A 24,332-nucleotide genomic window follows, 5' to 3' on the forward strand; every position below is an offset into this window, starting at 1 on the left:
GCCCATCTCGACTCTAGAGTACGAAGTGGTGGAAGAGAGTCTTGCCGATCTCCCCCTGGTGGGGGAGATGCCCGGCAGGGCAGACGGGGGTAAAGCCGCAGACGCTTCCATCACCGCCCCAGATAATTCTCGATCACCTTCGGATCGCTGGACACAAAATCGATCGACCCTTCAGCCAGCACCGAGCCCTCGGCAAGACACGTCACCTTCACGCCCAGCTCGCGGATGAAGCCCATGTCGTGCTCCACCACCACGACCGAGCGGGTCTTGGCGATTTCCTTCAGAAGCACGGCGGTTTCGGCTGTCTCCGCATCCGTCATGCCGGCCACCGGCTCGTCCACCAGAAGCAGCTTCGGCTCCTGCGCGAGCAGCATGCCAATTTCCAGCCACTGTTTCTGGCCGTGCGAGAGGTTGGCCGCAAGATCGCCGCGGCGGTGGCTGAGACGCACGGTGGCGAGGATTTCCTCGATGCGCGCCTTGTCCTCCGCTGTCAGCCTGTAGAACAGCGTGGCGAAGACGCCGCGTTTGCGGTTCAACGCCAATTCCAGATTGTCCCAGACGGTATGGCTTTCAAACACCGTTGGCTTCTGGAATTTACGCCCGATGCCCAGCTGGGCAATATCCGCCTCGTCCTTTTTCGTGAGGTCGATGCTGTCTTCGAACAGCACCGTGCCGGTATCCGGCCGGGTCTTGCCGGTGATGATATCCATCATCGTCGTTTTGCCGGCGCCATTCGGACCGATGATGGCCCGCAGCTCGCCCGGCTCCACCACGAAGGACAGGGAATTGAGCGCCCTGAACCCGTCGAAGGAAACGGAAACACCGTCGAGATAAAGCAGGCTTTTGGTTCTGTTTTCGGAAACCGTGTTCATATCAGCCTCACTCCGCCGCCTGTTGCGCCGCTGTTGCAGCACTGTCATTGCCCGGTTGTCCGGCCGCACTTGCCGCCCGCGCAACACGCTTTTCGCGCCGCCCGACCAGATAATGCTGCACGGTGCCGACGATGCCCTTGGGGAAGAACAGCGTCACCGCGATGAACAGCCCACCCAGTGCAAACAGCCAGAATTCGGGGAAAGCGCCGGTGAAATAGCTCTTGCCGCCATTGACCAGGAGCGCGCCGATGATCGGCCCGATCAGCGTGCCGCGCCCGCCGACTGCGGTCCAAACCACCACCTCGATGGAGTTGGCGGGGGAGAATTCGCCAGGATTGATGATGCCCACCTGCGGCACGAACAGCGCACCGGCAATGCCCGCCATCATGGCCGAGACGACGAAGGTAAAGAGCTTGATGTTTTCCACCCGGAAACCGAGGAAGCGCACCCGGCTTTCGGCATCGCGCACGCCCACCAGCACCTTGCCGAATTTGGAATTGACGATGCCGGATGCAATCAGCAGCGAAAGCGCCAGCATCACGGCCGTCATCGCAAACAGCACGGCACGGGTGCCATCCGCCTGCACGGAAAAGCCGAGAATATCCTTGAAATCGGTGAGACCATTGTTGCCGCCGAAACCCATGTCGTTGCGGAAGAAGGCAAGCAGCAGGGCGTAGGTCATGGCCTGCGTGATGATGGAGAGGTAAACGCCGTTGACGCGCGAGCGGAAGGCGAACCAGCCAAACACGAAGGCGAGCAGGCCGGGCACAACCAGCACCATCAGTGCTGCAAACCAGAACATGTCGAAGCCATGCCAGAACCACGGCAGTTCCTTCCAGTTGAGGAACACCATGAAGTCAGGCAGCACGGGATGGCCGTAAACACCGCGCGTGCCGATCTGCCGCATCAGATACATGCCCATAGCATAACCCCCGAGCGCGAAGAAGGCGGCGTGGCCGAGCGAGAGAATGCCGCAATATCCCCAGACCAGATCAAGCGCCAGCGCCAGCAGCGCATAGGCCAGATATTTGCCGAGCATCGACATGATGTAGGTCGGGATGCGGAACGCGCTGTCAGCCGGCAACAGCAGATTGGAGGCGGGCACCAGCACGGCGATGGCCAGGATGATGCCGATGGCGATGGAAATGCGGCGATCGAGCGCGCGCAGGAGGAAGCCGGTAATCATGCTTCGATCGCCCTTCCCTTGAGTGCGAAGAGACCACGCGGCCGCTTCTGGATGAACAGGATGATGAGAACGAGCACGAGGATCTTGCCGAGCACGGCGCCCACCGTCGGCTCAAGGAACTTGTTGAGCACGCCGAGCGACAGCGCACCCACGAGCGTTCCCCAGAGATTGCCGACCCCGCCGAACACCACCACCATGAAACTGTCGATGATGTAGCTCTGGCCGAGATTGGGCGAGACATTGTCGATTTGCGACAGCGCTACCCCGGCAAGGCCGGCAACGCCGGAACCGAGCGCGAAGGTGAAGGCATCCACCCAGGGCGTGCGGATGCCCATGGAAGAGGCCATGCGGCGGTTCTGGGTCACAGCGCGCATCTGCAAGCCGAAGGCGGAGCGCTTCAAAAGCACCAGCAGCGCGAAGAAGACGGAAAGCGAGAAGCAGACGATCCACACGCGGTTCCAGGTGAAGTTGAGGTAACCAACGCTGAAGGAGCCGGACATCCAGCTCGGGCTGCCGACCTCACGGTTGGTCGGGCCGAAGATGGAACGCACGCCCTGTTGCAGGATCAGCGAGATACCCCAGGTGGCGAGCAGCGTTTCCAGCGGTCGCCCGTAGAGATAGCGGATGACGCCGCGCTCCATGATGAGGCCGACGCAGGCTGTGACCAGAAAGGCGGCCGGCAGGGCAATCGCCAGTGACCAGTCGAACAGGCCGGGGAAATGGCTGCGGATCAACTCCTGCACCATGAAGGTGGAATAGGCGCCGATCATCACCATCTCGCCATGCGCCATATTGATGATGCCCATGACGCCGAAGGTGATGGCAAGACCGATGGCGGCGAGCAGCAGCACGGAACCGAGCGACAGGCCGTACCAGACATTCTGTGCGTAATCCCAGAAGGCAAGGGAACTCTCGATGCTCGAAATCGCCTCGTCCACATCCGGCTTCAGGCTCGGATCAACCGTGGGCGTCGCCGCCATCAGAATGCTGATCGCATCGCGCCCGCCAAGCGCCTTGATGGTGGCGATCGCTTCTTTCTTCACCTCAAGGGGGCGGTCGGAAGAAAGCAGCGAGACAGCCCGCGCCTCCTCCATCCGCGTCCGCACCTCTTTGTCGGTTTCCTTGGATATGGCCGCTTCCAGCAATTCCAGATTTTCGGCACTGGGGGCTTTCAGAACCGCATCGGCGGCGGAAAGCCGCACCGAGCGTTCCGGACTGAGCAACGTCAGGCCGCCCATCGCGGCGCGGATGACGCGACGCAGATTGTTGTTGACCCTGATCTTGGTAACCGCCGCCTTCGGCGCTTCGCCAGCGCTTTCGCCGGTCAGCGGATCGATGAGCGTGAAATTGGAACCCGACGGCTTGGTCATGAACACCAGATTGTCGGCCTTGCGCACGTAAAGATCGCCTGATGCAAAAGCCTCAAGCGCCGGCACCACCCGCGCGTCGCCGGTGGCAGCAATCTGGCCGATCAATGTTTCGGCCTGCTTGAAGTCAGCCGTGCCGAGCTGGTCGATCAGCGCCTTCGGATCGCTCTGCGCGAGGGACTGGGCGGCGATCCCCAGGGTGAGCCAGAGGAAGATGGCTCCGAGAAAAGATCGGATCGTCATGTCGGGTTCCTTGGAGCGGTTTGCGACTCTGCGGTTGCGTGTGGCACGACCTGAATATGCGGCTTCACCCCCCTCTGCCCTGCCGGGCATCTCCCCCTCAAGGGGAGAGATCGACCCGTGGCAAGGTCCCGTCCATCTCGACGTTCAAGGATGAAATGGCGGGAGAGCATCTTGCCGATCTCCCCCCTTGAGGGGGAGATGTCCGGCAGGACAGAGGGGGGTAATTCTGGCTCAGTTTGTAAACAATCCGCCCCTCCAAAGAGGGGCGGCGTTCTTTTCCTTATCAGCTACCCTTGCCGCCGCACTTACCGGTCGCAACGTTGAAGTTGCCGCAGGACATCGGCTTGCGCCAATCCGAAATCAGATCCTTCGAGTCAGGCAGATAATCCGACCATTCGTCACCCACGACCTGTGGCGTCTGCTGCACGATTTCGAACTGACCATCGGCCTGGATTTCACCGATCAGCACCGGCTTGGTGATGTGGTGGTTCGGCATGACGGTGGAGTAACCGCCAGAAAGGTTCGGCACGGAAACGCCGATGATGCTGTCAAGAACTGCGTCCGTATCGGTCGTACCTGCGGTTTCGACAGCCTTAACCCAGGCGTTGAAACCGATATAGGCGGCTTCCATCGGGTCGTTCGTCACGCGCTTGTCGTTCTTGGTAAACGCATGCCAGGTTTTGATGAATTCGGCGTTGACCTCGGTATCGACAGACTGGAAGTAGTTCCAGGCGGCAAGGTGGCCGACCAGCGGCGCGGTATCGAGACCGGCAAGCTCTTCTTCACCGACCGAGAAGGCGACGACCGGAATGTCCTCGGCCTTGATGCCCTGGTTCGCAAGCTCCTTGTAGAAGGGCACGTTGGCGTCACCATTGATGGTGGAGACAACGGCGGTCTTCTTGCCGGCCGAGCCGAACTTCTTGATGTCGGACACGATCGTCTGCCAGTCGGACTGGCCGAACGGCGTGTAGTTGATCATGATGTCCTCTTCCTTGACGCCCTTCGACATCAGGTAGGCCTTCAGGATCTTGTTTGTGGTCTGCGGGTAGACATAGTCGGTACCTGCCAGAACCCAGCGCTCGACGCCTTCGGTCTTGGCGAGATAATCGACGGCCGGAATGGCTTGCTGGTTAGGCGCTGCACCCGTGTAGACGATGTTGCGGGAGGATTCTTCACCCTCATACTGCACCGGGTAGAACAGCAGGGAATTCAGTTCTTCGAAAACCGGCAGCACGGATTTGCGCGACGAAGATGTCCAGCAACCGAAAACGGCCGCGACCTTGTCCTGCGAAATCAGCTGGCGGGCCTTTTCGGCAAACAGCGGCCAGTCGGAGGCCGGGTCGACCACGACGGCTTCGAGCTTCTTGCCGAGAACGCCGCCCTTCTTGTTCTGCTCGTCGATGAGCATCAGCATGGCATCCTTCAGCGTCGTCTCTGAAATCGCCATGGTGCCGGAAAGAGAATGCAGCACGCCTACCTTGATCGTATCGTCGGCGGCAAATGCGCCATGGAAGGCGGTGGTGGACATGATTGCGCCGAGCAGCGCGGCGCTAAGCGTCTTGCGGAATGTCATCGGAAGAACCCCTCTCCTTGTTTAGCCCTCATGGGGCTTCAGCGGCATCGTTGACCGCTGCTGGAAAGGACTATCGATCTCGCGGGCGAGAAACCGTATACGTCAATTGACGTAGGCGGGGTGGCGAAAGCTGCAGGGAGTGTTGGGGAGAGGGAAATCCGGCCGGGGCAATCGATGTGAAACTTGGCGTTTCAACTTGCTTCTTCTCCGGCAGGCAAGACGAGAGCGGCGCGGGTCGAGGGTGCGAGGTCGGAGACAGACTGAGAAGTCGTCCCTTTATCCGGCGCTTCGCGCCACCTTCTCCCCGGCAGGGGAGAAGAAACGATCAGCGACGCTTCACATCAGGCGTGCGGCTTGTCTTCCCGCTCTTCGTCGCGGATCGCATCGTCATGATACCAGGAGCCGAAATCGACATGCGGCTGACGTGCCTCGCGCTCCAGATCGCTCAGCCCGATGTTACGGAACTTTGAGAGCCCCGCGCGTCCGCCGACCGGAAATTGAAAGATCGTTGCCGTTTCACGATGAAAGCCAGTTGCCATATCGAACATCTCACTTTGTTTGCATCGAAGCACTTTGGTTGTGAAGCAAACCCGTTAGCTCTGGTTTAGCTCCATCTGATTAAAAAAAAATCACGTTGCGAAAAATATAGGCATTAAATGGTCATTCAGCAAGAAAAACCATTCCGGAAGCGCCGGTTTTTGGGGCAAATGCCGATCCGTCGTTCGCAATCGAAAACATTGCACCGCAACAGGGCATTTTGAGCGATGCCACCCGCTATCTGTTAGGAATCACTGACGAAACATTAGGGTTCGATTTACCTGCCGCAGTGCAGCATGAGCGGTTAATGGCCATATGGGCCCCCTCGGCCCTGAGCATGCCTGAAAGATTTTTCGAAGAATTCGCAAAACATCGCCAATCTGGCACGCGGCATGCATCTATATGGCCAGCCCTTGAACGCGAATGTGCTTCCGGTGGCGAAAGCCACGGCAAGCCTCAAGGCTTCGCATTGTTACCTATGAGAGGTTCGTAATGACTAAGTTCAAACTCGAGTACATCTGGCTTGACGGTTATAAGCCGGTCCCCAACCTGCGCGGCAAGACACAGGTCAAGGAATTCGATGAATTCCCGACGCTCGAGCAGCTGCCGCTTTGGGGTTTTGATGGCTCGTCCACACAGCAGGCCGAAGGCCACTCTTCGGATTGCGTGCTGAAGCCCGTCGCGATCTATCCCGATCCGGCCCGCACCAACGGCGTACTGGTCATGTGCGAAGTCATGATGCCTGACGGCGTCACCCCGCATGCATCGAACAGCCGCGCGACCATCCTCGACGACGAGGACGCATGGTTCGGCTTCGAACAGGAATATTTCTTCTACCAGGACGGCCGCCCGCTCGGCTTCCCCGAGCAGGGTTATCCGGCTCCGCAGGGTCCGTATTACACCGGCGTCGGCTTCAAGAACGTCGGCTCGGTTGCCCGCGAAATCGTTGAAGAACATCTCGACCTCTGCCTCGAAGCCGGCATCAACCACGAAGGCATCAATGCCGAAGTGGCCAAGGGCCAGTGGGAATTCCAGGTATTCGGCAAGGGCTCCAAGCGCGCCGCCGACCAGATCTGGATCGCCCGTTACCTGCTGCTGCGTCTTTGCGAACAGTACGGCATCGACGTCGAATTCCATTGCAAGCCGCTCGGCGATACCGACTGGAACGGTTCGGGCATGCATTGCAACTTCTCCACCAAGTTCATGCGTGAAGTTGGCGGCAAGGAGTATTTCGAAGCCCTCATGGCAGCTTTCGCCAAGAACTGGCAGGAGCATATCGACGTTTACGGTCCGGACAACCACCTGCGCCTGACCGGCAAGCACGAAACCGCTCCGTGGAACAAGTTCTCCTACGGCGTTGCCGACCGTGGCGCCTCGATCCGCGTTCCGCACTCCTTCGTCAACAACGGTTACCGTGGTTACCTCGAAGACCGTCGTCCGAACTCGCAGGGCTGCCCTTACCAGATCGCTTCCGTCGTTCTGAAGACGATTGCAGAAGTGCCGCTCGCAAAGTCGGCTGCTGCCTGATAACCCAAGACATGGCGTCGCCCGCAACCGGGCGACGCCATTTTTATGTCCACCGAACGGCCGGACCGGACAGGCGACCTTTCGCCCTCTGCCCTGCGTGGAATATTCTTGCCTATGCGCAAACTCGAAGACGTTGCGTGGCTTTGACCAACCGCATCGGCTTTTCCGAAACCGCGACACGGTTTTCGGTCCGATGCTCTAAAGCAAGAAGGTGAGCGATGGGCATTCTCAAAAAATTCTCTCTCGAAAACCGCATCTCCATCATCACCGGCAGCGGCCGCGGCCTCGGTTTCGAAATCGCCAGGGCCTTTGCCGAGGCTGGCGCCCATGTGTGGCTGACCGGCCGTAACGCCGAGGCGCTGGAACAGGCAGCAGGCATACTTCGGCAAGCCGGCGGAAAAGCCGATTATGCCGCTTTCGACATTGCCGATACCGCCGCCGGAACTGCCCTCGTCCACCGCATCATGGACGAATTCGGCCATCTCGATATCCTCGTCAACAATGTCGGCGCACGCGACCGCCGCCCACTTTCCGAATTCAGCGACGAGGACGTGCTGGAGCTTATCCGCACCGACCTCACCTCCTCCGTCTCGCTGTCGCGAGATGCCGCGCAAGCCATGAATACCAACAGTTACGGCCGCATCATCACCATCACCTCCATTCTCGGCCACATCGTCAGGCCGGGCGATGCGATCTATCCCGTTGCCAAGCAGGGGCTGACAGGGCTGATGCGCGCAATCGCTGTCGAATATGGTGCGCGCGGCATCACCAGCAACGCCATTGCACCCGGCATGTTCGCCACGGAAACCAATGCGGCCCTTGCCGAAAACCCTGACATGGTCGCCTTTGCCAAACTGCGCGTGCCGCTGGAACGCTGGGGCAGGCCGGATGAAATCGCCGGTGCCGCCCTGTTTCTGGCCAGCGACGCGTCCTCCTTCGTCAACGGCCATGTGCTGACGGTGGATGGCGGCATGTCGGTGCGGCTGTGAGAATGGCAAAACACCTTTTGCGGAAAGGGGCTGGATCCTAGGCATGGCCGCACGGCAACGCATCATCCCCGTCAGGCGCGAATATAACCGCTGGGTCGCCAACCAGACGCTGGAAGATTATGCGCTGCGCTTCACCGCTAAAAGCGCCCGGCAATTTTCGTCCAACCGCATCTCCCACACCGCCATCGGCGCTATTTCCTTTCTGGCACTGGAAGCCATCGGCGGCGCGATCACGCTGTCATACGGCACCACCAACGCCTTTTACGCCATCATCGTCGCGGCCATTGCCATGCTTGCCGTCGGCCTGCCGATCAGCCGTTACGCCATCCGTCACGGCGTCGATATCGATCTCCTGACACGCGGCGCGAGCTTCGGTTACATCGGCTCCACCATCACCTCGCTGATCTACGCCGCCTTCACCTTCATGCTCTTCGCCATAGAGGCGTCGATCATGTCCGGCGCGCTGGAGCTGGCGCTCGGCATTCCCCTGTGGATCGGCTACATCATCTCTGCCGTCATGGTCATTCCGCTCGTCACCCACGGCGTGCGCCTCATCAGCCGTTTCCAGATCATTACCCAGCCCTTCTGGATCGTGCTGAACGTATTGCCCTTCATCTTCATCGCTTTGATGGACTGGGAAAAATACGATCTGTGGCGGGCCTTTTCCGGTATTCATCACGCCTCCGGTCCGCCGGGCACCGTGGCCCATTTCAATCTGGTGGAATTCGGCGCGGCGTCTGCCGTCATCCTCGCGCTGATGTCGCAGATCGGCGAACAGGTGGATTTCCTGCGCTTCCTGCCCGCGGAAGGCCAGAGCCGTCTGCGCCATCGCATCGCGGTCTTTCTGGCGGGTGCCGGCTGGGTCGTCGTCGGCGTGCCGAAGCTGCTGGCCGGTTCCTTCCTCGTGGTCTTGACCTTCAGTTCCGGCGTCTCGGTGGACCGCGCCGCCGATCCCGCCCAGATGTATCTCACCGCCTTCGGCTACATGATCCCCAACCATACGGCGGCCATGCTGCTGATGGTCGCCTTCGTGGTGGTCTCGCAGCTGAAGATCAACGTCATGAACGCCTATGCGGGCTCGCTCGCCTGGTCCAACTTCTTCTCCCGCCTCACCCACAGCCATCCCGGCCGCGTGGTCTGGCTGGTCTTCAACGTGGTGATCGCGCTGCTGTTGATGGAACTCGGCATCTATCGCCTGCTGGAAGAAACGCTCGGCATTTTTTCCATCGTCGCCATGGCCTGGCTCTGCACCATCTCGGCCGATCTGTTCATCAACAAGCCGCTCGGCCTTGCCCCACCGGGCATCGAGTTCAAGCGCGCCCATCTCTACGATATCAATCCCGTCGGCGTCGGCTCCATGGCTCTTTCGGCCACCATTGCGCTGATGGCGCATTTCGGCACCTTCGGCGCACTCGCTGCCTCGCTTGCGCCCTATCTCACCCTCATCGTCGCCTTCATCGCCTCGCCGCTGATCGCCTGGGGCACGAAGGGCAAATTCTATCTCGCTCGCAAGCCGCGCCAGAAATGGCGCGAGCTGAGCGCCATCACCTGCTCCATCTGCGAACACCCGTTCGAGCCGGAAGACATGGCATGGTGTCCAGCCTATGCGGCACCGATCTGTTCGCTCTGCTGCTCGCTGGACAGCCGCTGCCATGACATGTGCAAGCCGAAGGCCAAGCTCAACTATCAGGTAGCGACGGTCGCAAAATCTTTCCTGCCCCACCAATTGGTTGCAAAACTCGCCACAAGGCTCGGACGTTATGGCATGGCGGCGGCCATCGCCGTCACCGCCATTGGCGGCATATTGGCGCTCATCGCCCATCAGGTCGGCACCGCCTCGCCGGCAACGGCTGACGTGGTCAACCGCACCATCCTCATCGTGTTTTTCGTCTTTGCCGTCATTGCCGGCATCGTCTGCTGGTTTCTGGTTCTTGCCCATGACAGCCGGGTGGTCGCGGAAGAGGAATCCTCACGCCAGAACACGCTGCTGTTGAAGGAAATCGCAGCCCACAAGAAGACCGACGCCGCCCTTCAGGACGCCAAGGAAACGGCTGAGGCCGCCAACCGCGCCAAGAGCCGCTACGTGGTCGGCCTCAGCCACGAATTGCGCACGCCGCTCAACGCTGTTTTGGGCTACGCCCAGATCCTCGAACGCGATGAAACCATTCCCGCACCGCGGCAATCGGCAATCAAGGTCATCCGCCGTTCCGCCGACCATCTCTCCGGCCTGATCGACGGGCTTCTGGATATTTCCAAGATCGAGGCTGGCCGCCTGCAGGTCTATTCCAACGAGATCAATATTCAGGATTTCCTCGACCAGATCGTCGATATGTTCCGCCCGCAGGCGCAGGCCAAGGGTCTGGAATTCCGGCATGAACGCGCCCATTCCCTGCCGCAATATGTCCGCACGGATGAAAAGCGTCTGCGCCAGATCCTCGTCAACCTGCTCTCCAACGCCATCAAGTTCACCGACGAGGGCAGCGTCACCTTCGATGTCGCCTATCGCAGCCAGGTGGCAAGCTTCACGGTGTCGGATACCGGGCGCGGCATTGCCGAAAAAGATCTTGCCCGCATCTACGAGCCTTTCCAGCGCGGCGAGGCCGAAAGCGTGCGCCCCATGCCGGGCCTTGGCCTCGGCCTCACCATCACGAGGCTTCTGACCAACACGCTGGGCGGCGAGATTTCCGTCTCCAGCGAAAAGGACAACGGCTCCACCTTCCGCGTTCGTCTCATGCTGTCGGCAGTGCACCGGCCAAGTACCGCACCTGCGCCGGAAAAAACCATTCGCTCCTATTCCGGCCCACGCCGCACCATCGTGGTGGTTGATGATAACGAGGATCACCGCGAGCTGATGCGGCAGGTGCTTTCGCCGCTCGATTTCGTGGTGCTGACCGCCCAGAGCGGACCGGAATGCCTGACACTCATCGAAGGCGTGCAGCCCGACCTCTTTCTCATCGATATCTCCATGCCCGGAATGTCCGGCTGGCAGCTTGTGACAAAGTTGCGTGAAGCAGGGCAGACGGCTCCGCTCATCATGCTCTCGGCCAATATCGGTGACGGCACTGTAGCGGGTGCCGGAGAAGACAATCACAACGACGCCATCGCCAAGCCGGTCGATATCCGCCACCTGTGCGACAGGCTTGCGGTGCATCTTGGCCTGAAATGGATTTACGATACCGACCTTCCCCCGGCACCCATCCCCCAGCCGCCGGCGCAGATCGTTCATCCCGGCGCAATTCATATCAAGGATTTGCAGAGGCTCGGCGAAATAGGCTACATACGCGGCATAGAGGCAAAACTCGCAGATCTCGCCCGCAACACCAACAACCTGCCCTTCACGCAAGAGCTTGGCACCTATGTGCAGGCCTTCGATCTGGCCGGTTACGCCCATTTTCTAAAGCGGTTTGAAGAGAACGACAGGGGAGACGGCAAGGCATGAGCGGGCAAGGCGCAGCACTGCCGAGAGACATTGTATTGCTGGTGGATGACAGTCCCGAAGCGCTGGGGTTCCTCACCGATGCGCTGGAACAGTCAGGCTTTTCGGCGCTGATCGCCACATCCGGTCAGGCCGCGCTCAACATTGCCGAACGCATCACGCCCGATATCATCCTGCTCGATGCCGTCATGCCGGCCATGGACGGTTTCGAAACCTGCCGCCGCCTGAAGGCCAACGCCGCCGTGGCCCAAGTGCCTGTCATCTTCATGACCGGGCTGACGGAGACCGAACATGTGGTGCGGGCGCTCGAATCCGGCGGTGTCGACTATCTGACCAAGCCGATCAACATCGATGAGCTGCGCGCCCGCATCCGTGTGCATCTCTCCAATGCCCGCTCGGCGCAGAGCGCCCGCGTGGCGCTTGATGCCGCCGGACGCCACCTGCTTGCCGTGCGCGCCAACGGCGCGATCCACTGGTCCACACCACAGGCAACCCGGCTGGTCAACGCCGCCACCGGCCGTGATGATGGGCTGGAGATCGTCGTTGCCCATATTTCCGGCTGGCTGGCCGACAGGACAACGGTGGATTCCGCCCGCGATGCACCGCTGACGATCACCGAGGCCGGGCGGCCCGCTTTGCAGCTCTCCTTCCTCGGCGCAATGGGACCGGACGAATATCTCTTCCGTCTGACAGCCGCCAACGAGAAATCCGACGACCACCTGCTGAAGGAACACTTTGCCCTGACAACGCGGGAATCGGAAGTTCTGCTGTGGATTGCCAAAGGCAAATCCAACCGCGATATCGGCGATATTCTCGGCCTTTCCGCCAGAACCGTAAACAAACATCTGGAACAAATTTACGTCAAACTCGGTGTCGAAAACCGCGCCTCCGCCGCCGTCAAGGCCGCGCATATTTTGCATCAGGGGTGACGGCTGCAACTGATGTGATACGGTTGGAAAAACATATATTTTCCGCTTAAGCATAGAGCATCGACTTATTCGCCGAGCGAGTGCAGCATATTTCTTCTCCCCTCGAGGAAAAGAAACAAGCGGCAACGCCGCAATCCAAGTCCCCCCAAAAAACATCACGTTCCATCCAACCCAAACCCCGCGCAGGGAGGTTCCCATGCACCATTTCATTATTCTCTCCGGCTGCTCCGGCGGCGGCAAATCAACCCTGCTCGCCGAGCTTGCTCACCGTGGTTTCGCGACCGTCGAGGAACCGGGACGGCGCATCGTGATTGAGGAAACGAGAAATAACGGCACCGCCCTCCCCTGGATCGACCTGGAAGCCTTTGCCCGCCGGGCGATCGCCATGGCAGGACCGGCAAAGGGCGCCAGCGGAAGGCTTCGTCTTCTTCGACCGCGGCCTGATCGACGCCGCCTCAGCACTTCATCATATTAGCGGCGATGGCTTCATCGAAACGCTGCGGCGCACGCACCGTTACAACCCGCTGGTCTTCCTCACACCGCCCTGGCCGGAGATCTACCGAGGCGACAGCGAGCGCAAGCACGGTTTTGAGGTGGCAGTTGAGGAATATCAACGCCTGCTGCACGACTATGCTCGTCTGGATTATGAGACGATTGTGCTGCCGAAAGCCCCCGTCACGGAACGTGCCGATATTGTGCTGGAGAGGCTGGCGGCTGAAGCTGGCTGAAGGGGCGATCGGAGCCAAGTGTTTCGAGCCTTTCCCATCACCGTCACTCCGTCTTTGAGACGGAATCCGTCTGACGTGCTGCTCGGAAAGTGTTTTCGCCCAAGGACTTGGGCTGGCTGGGTGCTGACGCCGAAAATGCCTCGCACCAGAAAGCAGAAAGCCCGGTCTTGCGACCGGGCCTCCATATTGCAGTCCAGTAAGACTTACGTCCCCTGCTGGATGTAGGTGAACTTGCCGTCCGGGCCCTTCTTCCACTCGTACATGACGTAACCGGGAAGCTTCGGGTCGCCCTTCTCGTCGAAGGAGATATCGCCGAGTGCGGTCGGGAAGGTGCCCTTCTTCAGAGCTTCGGCAACCTTTTCCGGCTCAACGGAACCGGCAGCCTTGGCAGCACCGGCAATCGCCTGCAGGGCGGCGTAGGAGTAGAGTGTGTAGGCTTCCGGGTTGAAGCCGGCGGCCTTGAACTTCTCTACCAGTTCCTTGTTTTCAGGACGCAGCGTCGGATCGGGACCGAAGGTGTTCAGCGTACCTTCGACGGCGTCGCCGGCGATGGAGGCAAGTTCGTTCGAGACGATACCGTCGCCCGAGATGAGCTTCGCCTTCAGACCCTGGTCAGCCGACTGGCGGATGATCAGACCGGCTTCGGTGTGCAGGCCACCCCAGTAGATAACGGAAACGCCGGCTTCCTTCATCTTGGAGATCAGTGCGGAGAAGTCCTTGTCGCCGACATTGACGCCTTCATACATGGCTTCCGTCAGGCCGGCCGCATTGGCTGCCTTCTTGGTTTCGTCGGCAAGGCCCTGACCATAGGGGGTCTTGTCGTGAATGATGGCGATCTTGGCGTCCTTGTAGTGGTCGGCCAGATACTTGCCGGCAATGCCACCCTGCTGGTCGTCACGACCGCAGGTACGGAAGGTGTTCCACAGGCCACGCTCGGTGAAAACAGGGTTGGTCGCAGCAGGCGTTACTTCGAGAATGCCGTTTTCGGCATAAACTTCGGAAGCCGGAATGGAGACGCCGGAGTTGAAGTGACCGACGACGAACTTCACGCCATCAGCAACGAATTTGTTGGCAACCGAGATACCCTGCTTCGGGTCGGAAACGTCATCGCCGAGAACGATCTTGATCTGCTCGCCGTTGATGCCGCCTGCAGCATTGATATCCTTCGCAGCCTGTTCAGCACCCTTCTGAAGCTGAGCGCCAAATGCGGCGTTCGGGCCTGTCAGCGGGCCGCCGACAGCGATCACGATATCGGCCCAGGCCGAACCGCTGAAGGCGACCATGGCGGTCAGCGCAACGGCGGAAAGAAGAGACTTCTTCATTACTATACTCCCAGTTCCTTTGGATGGGTTGACTACCAGGACCTGTTCAGTACCCACCTTAACCGAACAGGAAACGTTCCACTCACGCGAGTATCGTGCAGCCGGAGGAATCCGGCTGTCAATCTTTCTTTTTATATGAAAATGCCGACGTCCGATCGTAGAGCCAATAGTAGTTATTGACCATCTGGCTCGTCCTGCGCATGCGGAAACCGATGCTGGAAAAAGCCAGAAGAAGAACGACGTCAAACACGTAGTAGAAGCCGTTGATGAACGGCCCGTTGAAAAGCGCGAAATGCAGAAACCGCATCACGAGCCCCAAAGCCAGCGTATAGATCACCACACGCGGGAAATCGCCCCAGCCATCGGCGACGGATCTGCCCGTGCGCCACGCCGTCCAGAAACCAAGAAGAACAACCAGTGCGCGCAGAATATAACGCACGCCGCTATCGGTCTCGAATAAAAGGCCCTGCATCTTCTTTCCCCATCAGCGCCGGGATGCAAATGTCCGGCCCTGCCTTGTTTGTCGTCCCGCCGTTTTTCCGGCAGGCATTTTATTGTTTGCCACCGGCCATTTCCCCTTCGAAAACGGCCGGCGGCGGTTCGTTATCTTGCGCCGCAAAATTTCCGGCGCAAGTAAAATCTTTCAGTGCCGGCCGCCTTCGAGATAGGCCGCGCGTACCTGCGGATCAGCCAGCAATTCCCTGCCCGAACCGCTCATCGTCACCTTGCCGTTGACCATCACATAGGCGCGGTCGGAAAGCTTCAGTGCCGCAAAGGCGTTCTGCTCCACGAGGAAGACGGTCAGGCCCTCTTCCTGGTTGAGCTTCTTGATGGCCTCGAAGATGCCCTTGACGATCAGCGGGGCAAGGCCCAGCGACGGCTCGTCGAGAAGCAGCAGTTTCGGCCGTGCCATCAGCGCGCGGCCGATGGAGAGCATCTGCTGCTCGCCGCCGGAAAGCGTGCCACCACGCTGGCTCTGACGTTCTTTCAGCCGCGGGAACATGACGAAAATCTTCTCGACGTCCTCTTTGAAATATTTGAGGTTGTCGAGATTGGCGCCCATCTGCAGGTTTTCCAGCACCGTCATGCGCGGGAAAATCCGGCGGCCCTCGGGTGACTGGGCAATACGCTTGCGGGCGATGAGGTGCGTCGGCAGGCGGGTAATGTCTTCGCCGTCGAACGTCACCTGGCCAGTGCGCGCCTGCGGGCTGCCGCAGATGGTCATCATCAGTGTCGATTTGCCGGCGCCGTTGGCGCCGATAAGGCTGACGATCTCGCCCTTGTTGACCTCGACATCGACACCGGCCAATGCCCGGATGTTACCGTAGTAGGTTTCGACACCTTGTACTTTGAGAAGCGGTTCACCGGACATCAGGCCACTCCTCCGTCGAGTTCTTCCGCAATCACGTCTTCCACTTCATCATCCTCGACACCCAGATAGGCGGCGATGACCTTCGGGTCGTTCTTCACATGGTCCGGCGAACCGTCGGAAATCTTCTGGCCGTATTCGAGAACCACGACGTGATCGGAAATCTGCATAACCACCGACATGTCGTGCTCGATCAGAAGCAGCGACGTGCCTTCGTCGCGGATACCGCGCAGCAGCGCATTGAGCGCCAGCGATTCCTTCGGGTTGAGACCGGCCGCCGGTTCATCTAGGCACAGAAGTTCCGGCCCCGTGCACATGGCGCGGGCGATTTCCAGGCGGCGCTGCGCGCCATAGGGCAGATCGCCGGCCGGGTCGTCGGCGCGGTCGGTCAGATCGGCCTTGTCCAGCCAGTATTTGGCCTTATCGATCGAACTGTTGACCGCCTTCTTGTAGGCGGGCAGGCCGAGAAGACCGAGAATGGTGTAGCCCGATGCCTTCATAAGCGCATTGTGCTGCGCCACCAGCAGGTTTTCCAGAACCGTCAGACCCGAAAACAGGCGGATGTTCTGGAAGGTACGCGCCACCTTCGCCTTCTTGGTGATCTCGAAATCCGGCAGGCGCTCCAGAAGATGCGCCTCGCCGTTTTGCTGACGCATGGTGATCATGCCCATCGTCGGCTTGTAGAAGCCGGTGATGCAGTTGAAAACAGTGGTCTTTCCAGCACCGTTCGGACCGATCAGCGCCGTGATCTCGCCGCGCTTCGCCTCGAAGGAGAAGTCATTGATGGCCATCAGGCCGCCAAACCGCATCGAGAGATGTTCGACCTTGAGGATCGTGTCGCCAGTTAGATTGGGTGTCATGTTTGTCGTTCCGGAAGCCATCAACCGTGACCTTCCTTGGTAAAGCTGCCCGAGACGGCCTTGCGTTCCCTGAGGAAGGCCGTCGGTTCTCGTGAGCCGACAAAGCCGCGCGGCTTGAACAGCATGACGATGACCATGGCGAGACCGAACAGCAGCATGCGGTAGAGTTCTGGCGTGAAATCAGGCCCGAAGACATGCTTCAGGAATTCCATTTCGCGCAGCAGTTCCGTTCCGCCGACCATGACGAGGGCGGCAATGGCGATGCCCGTGAGCGAACCCATGCCGCCGAGAACGACAATGGCGAGGATGACGGCCGATTCCAGGAAGACGAAGCTTTCCGGCGATACGAAACCCTGACGGGCGGCGAAGAACGAACCGGCGAAACCGCCAAACATCGCGCCTGTCGCAAAAGCGGTAAGCTTGGTTATGACAGTATCGATGCCGAGCGAGCGGCAGGCGATTTCGTCTTCACGCAGAGCTTCCCACGCCCGGCCGATCGGCATGCGGCGCAGCTTGATGGTGACGTAAGCCGTCAGCATGCACAGAAGCAGGATCACGTAGAACAGGAAGATCTTGTAATAGGCCGACGACATCGTCAGGCCGAAGGCCTTGGCGAAATTGTTCGGCGCGCCGACATCGAAGGACCAGATGCCGAAGATAGACGCCTTGGCGATGCCGGAAATGCCGAAGGTGCCCTTGGTCACATCCGTCCAGTTCAACAGCACGAGACGGATGATTTCACCGAAGGCGAGCGTGACGATGGCAAGATAGTCGCCACGAAGTCTGAGCACCGGGAAGCCGAGAATGATGCCCCAGAAGCCCGCGAGAATGCCGGCCACCGGCAGAAGCACCCAGAAGGACAGGCCGAGATGGCTTGACAGCAGCGCGTAGGAATAGGCGCCCACCGCATAGAATGCCACATAACCGAGATCGAGCAGGCCCGCGAGGCCGACGACGATGTTGAGGCCCCACGCCAGCATCACATAGATCAGGATCTGGATGCCGAAATTGTCGACGAATTTCAGCGAGCCCTGAAAACCGAACAGCTGCACGGCGACGACGGGATAAAGCAGCAGCAGGACAAGCGCGAGCTTCAGGAAGTGCTTGTGGAAAAAGCCTTTTTCCTCGGAGATTTCCAGAATGCCGCTTTTGGCCTTGGCAAGCTTGCGGCGATCCATCGACGGCCGGATGAAGCCGACCATCAGGAAACGGCCGATGGCGGCGACGCCGACGAAGATCGACAGAAGCCCCCAGCGGGTGCCCCAGATAAGCTGGTTGTTGATGTCCTGATAGGTGACGATACCGACGTAAAGAATGAACATGCCGAGCGAGACGATGCCCGCAAAGATGCCTTCCTTCACCGCCGTTGCCATCAGGCTCGGGCTGGAAGTGTCGTTTTCGGAAGCGATATTGGTCATGGGATCACACCTTCTCGACTTCCGGACGACCGAGAATACCGGTCGGCTTGAAGATCAGCACGAAAGCCAGGATGCCGAATGCCGCGACGTCCTTGTAGGCAATGGAGAAATAGGCGGACCAGAGAGATTCGATGAGGCCGATCAGGAGACCGCCGAGAACGGCGCCCGGAAGCGAACCGATACCGCCGAGAACCGCTGCGGTAAACGCCTTGACACCCGGAATGAAGCCATCGTTGAACGATGCGACACCGTAATACATCAGATACATCGTACCGGCGACCGCCGCGAGTGCGGCACCCATGATGAAGGTGATCGAGATCGTCTTGTCGACATCCACACCCAGAAGGGCCGCCATCTTGCGGTCCTGTTCCGTGGCGCGCTGCGCCCGGCCGAGCGGAGTCTTGTTGACGATGTACCAGAAGGCGAACAGCAGCACCGACGTCACCGCCATGATGATGAACTGCTTCAGCGAGACGGTGATGGAGCCGAAATGGTAGCTGTCCGTCACCATTGACGGGATCGGCTTGTTACGCGGACCCTGTGTCACCTGGATGAAGTTGGACAGCGCGATCGACATGCCGATGGCGGTGATCAGCGGCGCAAGGCGGAACGAGCCTCTGAGCGGACGGTAGGCCACGCGCTCGATCACCCAGTTCCACAGGCCGGTCATCAGCATGGCGACGACCATCATCAAAATCAGAAGAAGCGCCGCCGGAATACCGGCAAAAAACGATGTTGCGATCAGAAAAACGATCAGCGCGGCGAAACCGCCAAGCATGAAAATATCGCCATGGGCGAAGTTGATCATGCCGATGATGCCGTAGACCATCGTATAGCCAATTGCGATGAGGCCGTAGATCGATCCAAGAGTCAGCCCGTTGATGAGCTGCTGGATAAAATACTCCATGTCTTTCCCCTGGGCATGACCTCTAATGAGCCACGCCTCGTTTATGTTAATTATAGGGGGAACCTTTTCGATTAGCCCCCACCTGCAAAATGCATATCGTGTTCGCTAAAAATGTGAAGTCAAAAACGGGCGATCCTGCACAAAATTTGGAATTTCCACATTCGTTGCCGTTTTCCCGATCAGAATAGCCAGGATTTCGGCAGTAAGTGCTAAAAAAATGGCGTTCGAATGCTTATTTCAGTGTTGCCTGACGCATTGTTTGACGGGTGGCGGGCAAAAGAGTAGCGAAATAGAGGGGTAAAGGATCCCCGGCACGAAATGGCAACGGCAACAAGATGATCGACATATTGACGAAAGCGGCGCTGGACGCCGGGCAGGCAATCATGGCGGTCCATCGCGCCGGGCCACACGTATCGTACAAGGACGATTGCTCACCCGTGACCGAGGCAGACCAGCGGGCGGAGGTGATCATTCTGCAGGCACTGGCTGCGCATTTTCCCCAAATCCCGGTCATTGCCGAAGAAGCGGTCTCGAACGGCATTCTGCCGGAGACAGGCACGGAATTTTTTCTGGTCGATCCGCTGGATGGGACCAAGGAATTCATTTCCGGCAAGGATGATTTCACCGTCAATATCGCCCTGATCAGAAACGGCGTGCCGGTTGCAGGCGTGGTTTACGCCCCCTGCCGCGGCCAGGCCTGGACCGGCAAGGACAACAGCGCCGAAAAGCTCGCAATATCAGGCGAAGGAGCGATCCTCGCGCGCCACCCCATCCGGGCACGCCAGCGCGGCGCCTCCCCCGTGGCGCTGATCAGCCGCTCGCACTGTACCGCGAAAACGGAAGCCTTCGTGGCCGAACACGGCCTGAAAGACTGCATTTCCGTTGGTTCCTCACTGAAATTCTGCATGCTGGCGGAAGGTGCTGCCGATATCTATCCCCGCTTCAGCCGCACCATGATGTGGGATACGGCGGCAGGCGACGCCGTACTACGCGCCGCCGGTGGCAGAACGCTGGATTGCGAGGGCCGGCTGCTTGCCTATGAGGTGAGAGGCGATGGTGAGGATGCACTCGCCAACCCGGATTTCATTGCCGAGGGCGCAATGGCGCTTGCGGCGGATATCGCGCGATAGGACGGCGGCGACGCCGGAATGTGGTGATTGCGCTTTTCTAGACGTCCGCTTCGGTGTTTGCGGCTTCACCCCCCTCGCCCTGCCGGGCATCTCCCCCACAAGGGTAGAGATCGACTCGTGGCGGGGTCCTGCCAATCTCGACGTTTGAGAACGAAGCGGGGGTAGCGCATCTTGCTGATCTCCCTCCTTGTGGGGGAGATGCCCGGCAGGGCAGAGGGGGGTGAAGCCGCAGGCACCGAATCAAAGACTGCTCGCCCGCTCGCCCACAGCCACCCATCTCCGCAACCACGGAACGCACTCCCCACCGAAGCCGCAAAAATAATTTCATCCCCGCTCATCCCCGCCCCGCCGTGCCGCATCACAATCGCCGGCGAACAGCCACGGAGCGCGGAAGATACATCATGACTGAACAGACGGCGAGACTTAGGCTTCCTTATATCCTGCCCTCGCAGGCACAGAAACACGTCACCCACAACGAGGCGCTGCAGCGGCTGGACGCGATCGTCCAGCTGGTCATCAAGGACGTGGTCGCCGCCCCGCCCGACAATGCGTCGGAGGGAGACTGCTTCCTGCTCTCGCTTGACGCCGCTGGCGACTGGGCGGGCAAGGGCGGGAAGCTTGCCTTCCGGCAGGACGGTGCATGGCTGCTGATAGCGCCGCAACCCGGCTGGACGGCATGGTTTGCCAGCGAGGGTAAACATCGCGTCCTACGGGAAAGCGCATGGCGGGACGTGCCGCTGCCTGCCGCGGCGACCCTCGAAAGGCTTGGCATTGGCACACAGGCCGATGCCACCAACCGTCTGGCGCTTGCCGCCCCCGCCAGCCTCTTCACCCACACAGAAGAGAACGGCAACCACCGCATGGCGATCAACAAGGCGGCAAAGGCCGATACCGCCTCGCTGCTGTTCCAGTCCGGCTGGAGCGGCCGGGCGGAAATGGGCCTTGCAGGCAATGACGGTTTTTCGATCAAGACCAGCGCCGACGGCATTTCCTGGCAAACGGCCCTTTTGTGCAGCGGCGACGGCAGGGTCACGATGCCGAACCGGCCCGTGGTTCTGGCAAGCCTGCCTTCGGGCACGACGAGGCCGGCCAACGGCTCGTCTTCAGGGTTTTCAATGCTCTTCATCGACGAGGGTGGTTTTGTTCTCGGCGACGCGGTCGGCACAGGCGGCGGAAGAGAACTCGTCGTTCCCGTGAAAGGTCTTTATCTGGCCACCCTGTCGCTTGCCGTGGTGTCCTCATCCGGGCACCGGGTTTCGCTTGCCGTCAACGGCGCGGCTGGCGGCCTCACTGTAGCGGGCAACGCCTCCAATGCCGGCACCTCGCAGTCGACGACCCTTATCCTGCCCCTCAATGCCGGCGATCGCCTGCGGCTGGTGCATGAGGGAACCGCGGAATTCGCCCACGGCAGCGGGAAAACGTGCCTTTCGCTTGCGGCGCTGTGAGGAAAACAACCGATGGACGATAAAAAACACGATTTTTGGAAAAATTTTTTCCCGACAAAATAAGGCGACTCGAACAGATCGGGCGAAACCGTTCAAATTCTTAATAAATTGTCACGAACTGCTTAGGCAATTTTTAAAGGTACGGGGCTAAAGTTCCCGTCATATGGTCTTGAGTTTGTATAGAGTGTCCAATGACCGAAATGATACGCCCACGAGTTAAATATGTCATCGGCCCCGATGGCAGCCCTCTGACGATTGCGGATCTTCCGCCGTCAAATACCCGTCGATGGGTTATTCGCAGAAAGGCAGAGGTCGTCGCCGCCGTGCGCGGAGGACTTCTGAGCCTTGAGGAAGCCTGCGAGCGTTATACGCTCACCGTCGAAGAATTCCTGTCCTGGCAGTCGTCGATTGCCGATCATGGCCTTGCAGGCCTGCGCACCACGCGCATTCAGCAATATCGCCACTAAACCAGTGCGCCGGCGCGGCAACGCGCCCAAACCGAACTTCCAAAACGCCCCGTCGCATCGACGGGGCTTTCGGTTTGATTTTGGATTTCCCCTGAAAATTGCCAGACACAGCCGGTGACTGTCACCGGTTTGTGTCCACTGCGTTCGCTATCCCGCTGTTTCAATTCAGGCGCAGGCCGTTACAGTGGAAAAAACGAAAAGCAATGCGAAGGCAGAGATCATGGAGATCATGGATATCAAGACAACCGAAACCGGATCGCGCGGCGAATATTCGGCAACCATCGACGGCCACAAGGCCGAGATGACCTATTCGCGCACCTCCCCTTCCCTCATCATCATCGACCATACCGGCGTGCCGGATGCCCTGCGCGGCAAGGGTGTCGGCCAGGCGCTCGCGGCCCATGCCATCGATGAAGCGCGCAAGGGCGGCTGGAAAATCATTCCGCTCTGCCCTTTCTTCAAGGCTCAGACGCTACGCCACCCTGACTGGGCAGATGTTATCAAGGGGTAACTAGCCAGACGGGCTGAGGCTTGGGACAAAACCTCAAGTTTGTTTTTTAGCGAAAACGGAGCCCACACGCTCCGTCACCCCGGCCAAGAGCCGGGGTCCAGCCAGCTCAAATCCTTGAGCTTAAGGGAATCTTCCGCCGCGCAGACGCGCGTCGGCTGGATGCCGGATCAGGCCCGGCATGTCGACGGATAGATTTCAGGCTGCCAGCAATCACGCCACCTTCAGCGGCGGTGTTCCTGCATGTATGCTCCTTCGAACTTCGGCCCGAAATTCCGGCGTATCCTCGGCGCCGTGCACCGCAACGGCGTGCTGCACGGCCGCCTCCAGAAGCTCTTCCTGAGAATCGGCTGAGATGGCGATCGAGCATTTGCTGTCGCTCGGGAATTCGCGGCAATCGATATATTGGCGGGCCATTTGTTTCCTCCCCGCTTCTGGCCCACCCGCGTCCGCGCAGGGCGCGCGTGGGACAAGCCTCCGGCTCTTAGTCGGAACTTCACCAAATTACGCCTTTCCCCGGTCCCGGACAATCGAAAACGCAGGGATTCCCTGCGTCCCTGCCCCGCAAGAAACCAGCAGGGCAAGGCGCTGCGGTGCGCCAAAGCAAAAGGCCGCCAACGAGGGGCGGCCTTCCAGAAAAAAGCATGGGCATCCCGTCATTGAAAGCCGCCTCCTGATCCACCGGCAGCCGTCAATGAGGACGATCCTTATATGATCTTGCGCCAATACCTAGGCGCGGGCGCGGATCGCTCCGTCGCGGTTTTCCAGTGCCGCCGCCTTTTCATATTCGGCCTGCACCTCTTCCAGAGAAGCCTCTGCGGCTTCCTGCTGGGTCTTCAGCTCCCGGATCGAGACCTGAAGATTGTCCGCACGCTGACGCGCGGCCTTGGCGAAGGTCGGATATGCGAAGTGGGTCGGATCGGTAATGCCGGACTTGCTCTCTTCCAGCGATATCTGATGCACCAGTTCCTTTGCCATCCGCTCAAACTCGGACATCATCTGCTGCAACTGGCTAAGTTGCCGGCGTTTTTCATTAACCTGAAATTCTTTCAGGCGAACCAGGCTGTCACGCGACTTCATACGCAATACTCCATGGATAGCGAGACCCGGATCAAAAAGGCACTATGCCCCCTCGATCGGCCCGTTTAACCCGCCCGCTCAACCGGCCCGGTTAACCCGTTGTGCCGGAATGATTCCCAAAAGTTACCCGGCGTTAATAAAAAAACGCCGCCGTTAACCTTTCGTTTACGGGCATCGTTAATGATAAACACGATCATTTAAGGGTCGGTAAATGCCAGGTCCAAAAAAACGGGCCCGACGATGTAAGAGTCGATTGAATCACTTAGCGAGATATCCTCACGTTAAGCTTCAATTTTGGCGATGGTGGATTCACGTGCAAAAACAGCGAAATGCCAACTTTGCTTAATAAATTCGATACACCTTGCCAAAGGCAATTAGAATTTGTTAACCATTTGGTGGCAGCCTGCAAATCAGGCAACGTCTGGATCCGCATCGCGCG

General features: G+C 59.4%; 21 protein-coding genes and 1 pseudogene. 9 read left to right on the forward strand and 13 right to left on the reverse strand.

Annotated elements, in window-relative coordinates:
* Nucleotides 1–110 precede the first annotated feature (110 nt).
* The 5 genes from urtD to T18_RS21610 all read right to left on the reverse strand — a co-directional run bounded on the left by urtD (nt 111) and on the right by T18_RS21610 (nt 5,789).
* Entirely contained in the window at nt 111–872 is a 762-nt protein-coding gene (gene urtD, locus T18_RS21585; protein WP_003513917.1) for an urea ABC transporter ATP-binding protein UrtD, read from the reverse strand.
* A gap of 7 nt (nt 873–879) precedes the next feature.
* A complete protein-coding gene (urtC, locus tag T18_RS21590) occupies nt 880–2,058 on the reverse strand; it encodes an urea ABC transporter permease subunit UrtC (protein WP_003513919.1) in 1,179 nt (392 codons plus the stop codon).
* Nucleotides 2,055–3,668, reverse strand: a complete 1,614-nt coding sequence (gene urtB, locus T18_RS21595; protein ID WP_025594332.1) for an urea ABC transporter permease subunit UrtB — start codon at nt 3,666–3,668, stop codon at nt 2,055–2,057. Before urtB ends, urtC begins: the two co-directional genes overlap by 4 nt.
* A gap of 283 nt (nt 3,669–3,951) precedes the next feature.
* The gene (urtA, locus tag T18_RS21605; protein WP_003513924.1) at nt 3,952–5,241 is read right to left on the reverse strand and encodes an urea ABC transporter substrate-binding protein; all 1,290 of its coding nucleotides are present in this window, start codon (nt 5,239–5,241) and stop codon (nt 3,952–3,954) included.
* A gap of 341 nt (nt 5,242–5,582) precedes the next feature.
* A complete protein-coding gene (locus T18_RS21610; protein WP_019565109.1) occupies nt 5,583–5,789 on the reverse strand; it encodes a DUF2735 domain-containing protein in 207 nt (68 codons plus the stop codon).
* A 481-nt stretch (nt 5,790–6,270) separates the two neighbouring features.
* Here T18_RS21610 and T18_RS21615 point away from each other — a divergent pair, with 481 nt between their 5' ends.
* The 5 genes and pseudogenes from T18_RS21615 to T18_RS21635 all read left to right on the forward strand — a co-directional run bounded on the left by T18_RS21615 (nt 6,271) and on the right by T18_RS21635 (nt 13,387).
* Entirely contained in the window at nt 6,271–7,305 is a 1,035-nt protein-coding gene (locus tag T18_RS21615) for a glutamine synthetase beta-grasp domain-containing protein (RefSeq protein WP_003510168.1), read from the forward strand.
* A 218-nt stretch (nt 7,306–7,523) separates the two neighbouring features.
* Complete coding sequence (locus T18_RS21620; protein WP_038492026.1) at nt 7,524–8,294, forward strand: SDR family oxidoreductase; 771 nt, start codon at nt 7,524–7,526, stop codon at nt 8,292–8,294.
* A gap of 43 nt (nt 8,295–8,337) precedes the next feature.
* Nucleotides 8,338–11,733 carry an ATP-binding protein gene (locus tag T18_RS21625; protein ID WP_025594335.1) on the forward strand — a complete coding sequence of 1,132 codons (3,396 nt, stop codon included), beginning with the start codon at nt 8,338–8,340 and terminating at the stop codon, nt 11,731–11,733.
* The gene (locus tag T18_RS21630) at nt 11,730–12,659 is read left to right on the forward strand and encodes a response regulator (RefSeq protein ID WP_038492029.1); all 930 of its coding nucleotides are present in this window, start codon (nt 11,730–11,732) and stop codon (nt 12,657–12,659) included. The genes T18_RS21625 and T18_RS21630 overlap by 4 nt, the downstream gene beginning before the upstream one ends.
* Before the next feature lie 196 nt (nt 12,660–12,855).
* A pseudogene (locus tag T18_RS21635) lies at nt 12,856–13,387 on the forward strand (AAA family ATPase).
* A 203-nt stretch (nt 13,388–13,590) separates the two neighbouring features.
* Here T18_RS21635 and T18_RS21640 read toward each other — a convergent pair.
* The 6 genes from T18_RS21640 to T18_RS21665 form a co-directional block, all read right to left on the reverse strand.
* The gene (locus T18_RS21640; RefSeq protein WP_003513936.1) at nt 13,591–14,709 is read right to left on the reverse strand and encodes a branched-chain amino acid ABC transporter substrate-binding protein; all 1,119 of its coding nucleotides are present in this window, start codon (nt 14,707–14,709) and stop codon (nt 13,591–13,593) included.
* 118 nt (nt 14,710–14,827) lie between these two features.
* Nucleotides 14,828–15,181, reverse strand: coding sequence for a DUF6867 family protein (locus T18_RS21645; RefSeq protein ID WP_003513938.1), 354 nt, complete (start codon nt 15,179–15,181; stop codon nt 14,828–14,830).
* Nucleotides 15,182–15,352: 171 nt separating this feature from the next.
* Nucleotides 15,353–16,081 (reverse strand): ABC transporter ATP-binding protein, encoded by a 729-nt coding sequence (locus T18_RS21650; RefSeq protein ID WP_003513939.1) that lies wholly within the window; start codon nt 16,079–16,081, stop codon nt 15,353–15,355.
* Nucleotides 16,081–16,959, reverse strand: a complete 879-nt coding sequence (locus T18_RS21655; protein ID WP_038492032.1) for an ABC transporter ATP-binding protein — start codon at nt 16,957–16,959, stop codon at nt 16,081–16,083. The genes T18_RS21650 and T18_RS21655 overlap by 1 nt, the downstream gene beginning before the upstream one ends.
* Nucleotides 16,959–18,311, reverse strand: coding sequence for a high-affinity branched-chain amino acid ABC transporter permease LivM (gene livM / locus T18_RS21660; protein ID WP_370647612.1), 1,353 nt, complete (start codon nt 18,309–18,311; stop codon nt 16,959–16,961). The genes T18_RS21655 and livM overlap by 1 nt, the downstream gene beginning before the upstream one ends.
* A gap of 49 nt (nt 18,312–18,360) precedes the next feature.
* Nucleotides 18,361–19,263: a branched-chain amino acid ABC transporter permease gene (locus T18_RS21665; protein ID WP_038492036.1), complete on the reverse strand. Its 903-nt coding sequence runs from the start codon at nt 19,261–19,263 to the stop codon at nt 18,361–18,363.
* A 335-nt stretch (nt 19,264–19,598) separates the two neighbouring features.
* On the opposite strand from T18_RS21665, the gene cysQ reads away from it, so the two are divergent.
* The 4 genes from cysQ (at nt 19,599) to T18_RS21685 (ending at nt 22,816) form a co-directional block, all read left to right on the forward strand.
* The gene (gene cysQ, locus T18_RS21670) at nt 19,599–20,393 is read left to right on the forward strand and encodes a 3'(2'),5'-bisphosphate nucleotidase CysQ (protein ID WP_038492040.1); all 795 of its coding nucleotides are present in this window, start codon (nt 19,599–19,601) and stop codon (nt 20,391–20,393) included.
* A gap of 401 nt (nt 20,394–20,794) precedes the next feature.
* Nucleotides 20,795–21,838: a DUF2793 domain-containing protein gene (locus T18_RS21675; RefSeq protein WP_038492042.1), complete on the forward strand. Its 1,044-nt coding sequence runs from the start codon at nt 20,795–20,797 to the stop codon at nt 21,836–21,838.
* 191 nt (nt 21,839–22,029) lie between these two features.
* Nucleotides 22,030–22,305: a DUF1153 domain-containing protein gene (locus T18_RS21680; protein WP_003513963.1), complete on the forward strand. Its 276-nt coding sequence runs from the start codon at nt 22,030–22,032 to the stop codon at nt 22,303–22,305.
* 229 nt (nt 22,306–22,534) lie between these two features.
* Nucleotides 22,535–22,816, forward strand: a complete 282-nt coding sequence (locus T18_RS21685; protein WP_003513965.1) for a GNAT family N-acetyltransferase — start codon at nt 22,535–22,537, stop codon at nt 22,814–22,816.
* A gap of 210 nt (nt 22,817–23,026) precedes the next feature.
* Here T18_RS21685 and T18_RS21690 read toward each other — a convergent pair whose 3' ends face one another.
* Nucleotides 23,027–23,230: a DUF1059 domain-containing protein gene (locus tag T18_RS21690; RefSeq protein ID WP_038492045.1), complete on the reverse strand. Its 204-nt coding sequence runs from the start codon at nt 23,228–23,230 to the stop codon at nt 23,027–23,029.
* A gap of 312 nt (nt 23,231–23,542) precedes the next feature.
* A complete protein-coding gene (locus T18_RS21695; RefSeq protein ID WP_013636730.1) occupies nt 23,543–23,893 on the reverse strand; it encodes a flagellar export protein FliJ in 351 nt (116 codons plus the stop codon).
* Nucleotides 23,894–24,332 lie beyond the last annotated feature (439 nt).

Origin of the sequence: Rhizobium sp. TBD182 (assembly GCF_001950375.1) — a bacterium.
GTDB lineage: Bacteria > Pseudomonadota > Alphaproteobacteria > Rhizobiales > Rhizobiaceae > Agrobacterium > Agrobacterium tumefaciens.

Bases quoted from the DNA above. Each gene is read 5' to 3' on its own strand.
- T18_RS21640 (WP_003513936.1), bottom strand. From the start codon at position 14,709: ATGAAGAAGTCTCTTCTTTCCGCCGTTGCGCTGACCGCCATGGTCGCC.
- urtA (WP_003513924.1), bottom strand. From the start codon at position 5,241: ATGACATTCCGCAAGACGCTTAGCGCCGCGCTGCTCGGCGCAATCATG.
- cysQ (WP_038492040.1), top strand. From the start codon at position 19,599: ATGATCGACATATTGACGAAAGCGGCGCTGGACGCCGGGCAGGCAATC.
- urtD (WP_003513917.1), bottom strand. From the start codon at position 872: ATGAACACGGTTTCCGAAAACAGAACCAAAAGCCTGCTTTATCTCGAC.
- T18_RS21620 (WP_038492026.1), top strand. From the start codon at position 7,524: ATGGGCATTCTCAAAAAATTCTCTCTCGAAAACCGCATCTCCATCATC.
- T18_RS21695 (WP_013636730.1), bottom strand. From the start codon at position 23,893: ATGAAGTCGCGTGACAGCCTGGTTCGCCTGAAAGAATTTCAGGTTAAT.
- T18_RS21615 (WP_003510168.1), top strand. From the start codon at position 6,271: ATGACTAAGTTCAAACTCGAGTACATCTGGCTTGACGGTTATAAGCCG.
- T18_RS21675 (WP_038492042.1), top strand. From the start codon at position 20,795: ATGACTGAACAGACGGCGAGACTTAGGCTTCCTTATATCCTGCCCTCG.
- T18_RS21610 (WP_019565109.1), bottom strand. From the start codon at position 5,789: ATGTTCGATATGGCAACTGGCTTTCATCGTGAAACGGCAACGATCTTT.
- T18_RS21680 (WP_003513963.1), top strand. From the start codon at position 22,030: ATGACCGAAATGATACGCCCACGAGTTAAATATGTCATCGGCCCCGAT.
- T18_RS21645 (WP_003513938.1), bottom strand. From the start codon at position 15,181: ATGCAGGGCCTTTTATTCGAGACCGATAGCGGCGTGCGTTATATTCTG.
- T18_RS21655 (WP_038492032.1), bottom strand. From the start codon at position 16,959: ATGGCTTCCGGAACGACAAACATGACACCCAATCTAACTGGCGACACG.
- livM (WP_370647612.1), bottom strand. From the start codon at position 18,311: ATGGCAACGGCGGTGAAGGAAGGCATCTTTGCGGGCATCGTCTCGCTC.
- T18_RS21630 (WP_038492029.1), top strand. From the start codon at position 11,730: ATGAGCGGGCAAGGCGCAGCACTGCCGAGAGACATTGTATTGCTGGTG.
- urtC (WP_003513919.1), bottom strand. From the start codon at position 2,058: ATGATTACCGGCTTCCTCCTGCGCGCGCTCGATCGCCGCATTTCCATC.
- T18_RS21625 (WP_025594335.1), top strand. From the start codon at position 8,338: ATGGCCGCACGGCAACGCATCATCCCCGTCAGGCGCGAATATAACCGC.
- T18_RS21690 (WP_038492045.1), bottom strand. From the start codon at position 23,230: ATGGCCCGCCAATATATCGATTGCCGCGAATTCCCGAGCGACAGCAAA.
- T18_RS21665 (WP_038492036.1), bottom strand. From the start codon at position 19,263: ATGGAGTATTTTATCCAGCAGCTCATCAACGGGCTGACTCTTGGATCG.
- T18_RS21650 (WP_003513939.1), bottom strand. From the start codon at position 16,081: ATGTCCGGTGAACCGCTTCTCAAAGTACAAGGTGTCGAAACCTACTAC.
- urtB (WP_025594332.1), bottom strand. From the start codon at position 3,668: ATGACGATCCGATCTTTTCTCGGAGCCATCTTCCTCTGGCTCACCCTG.
- T18_RS21685 (WP_003513965.1), top strand. From the start codon at position 22,535: ATGGATATCAAGACAACCGAAACCGGATCGCGCGGCGAATATTCGGCA.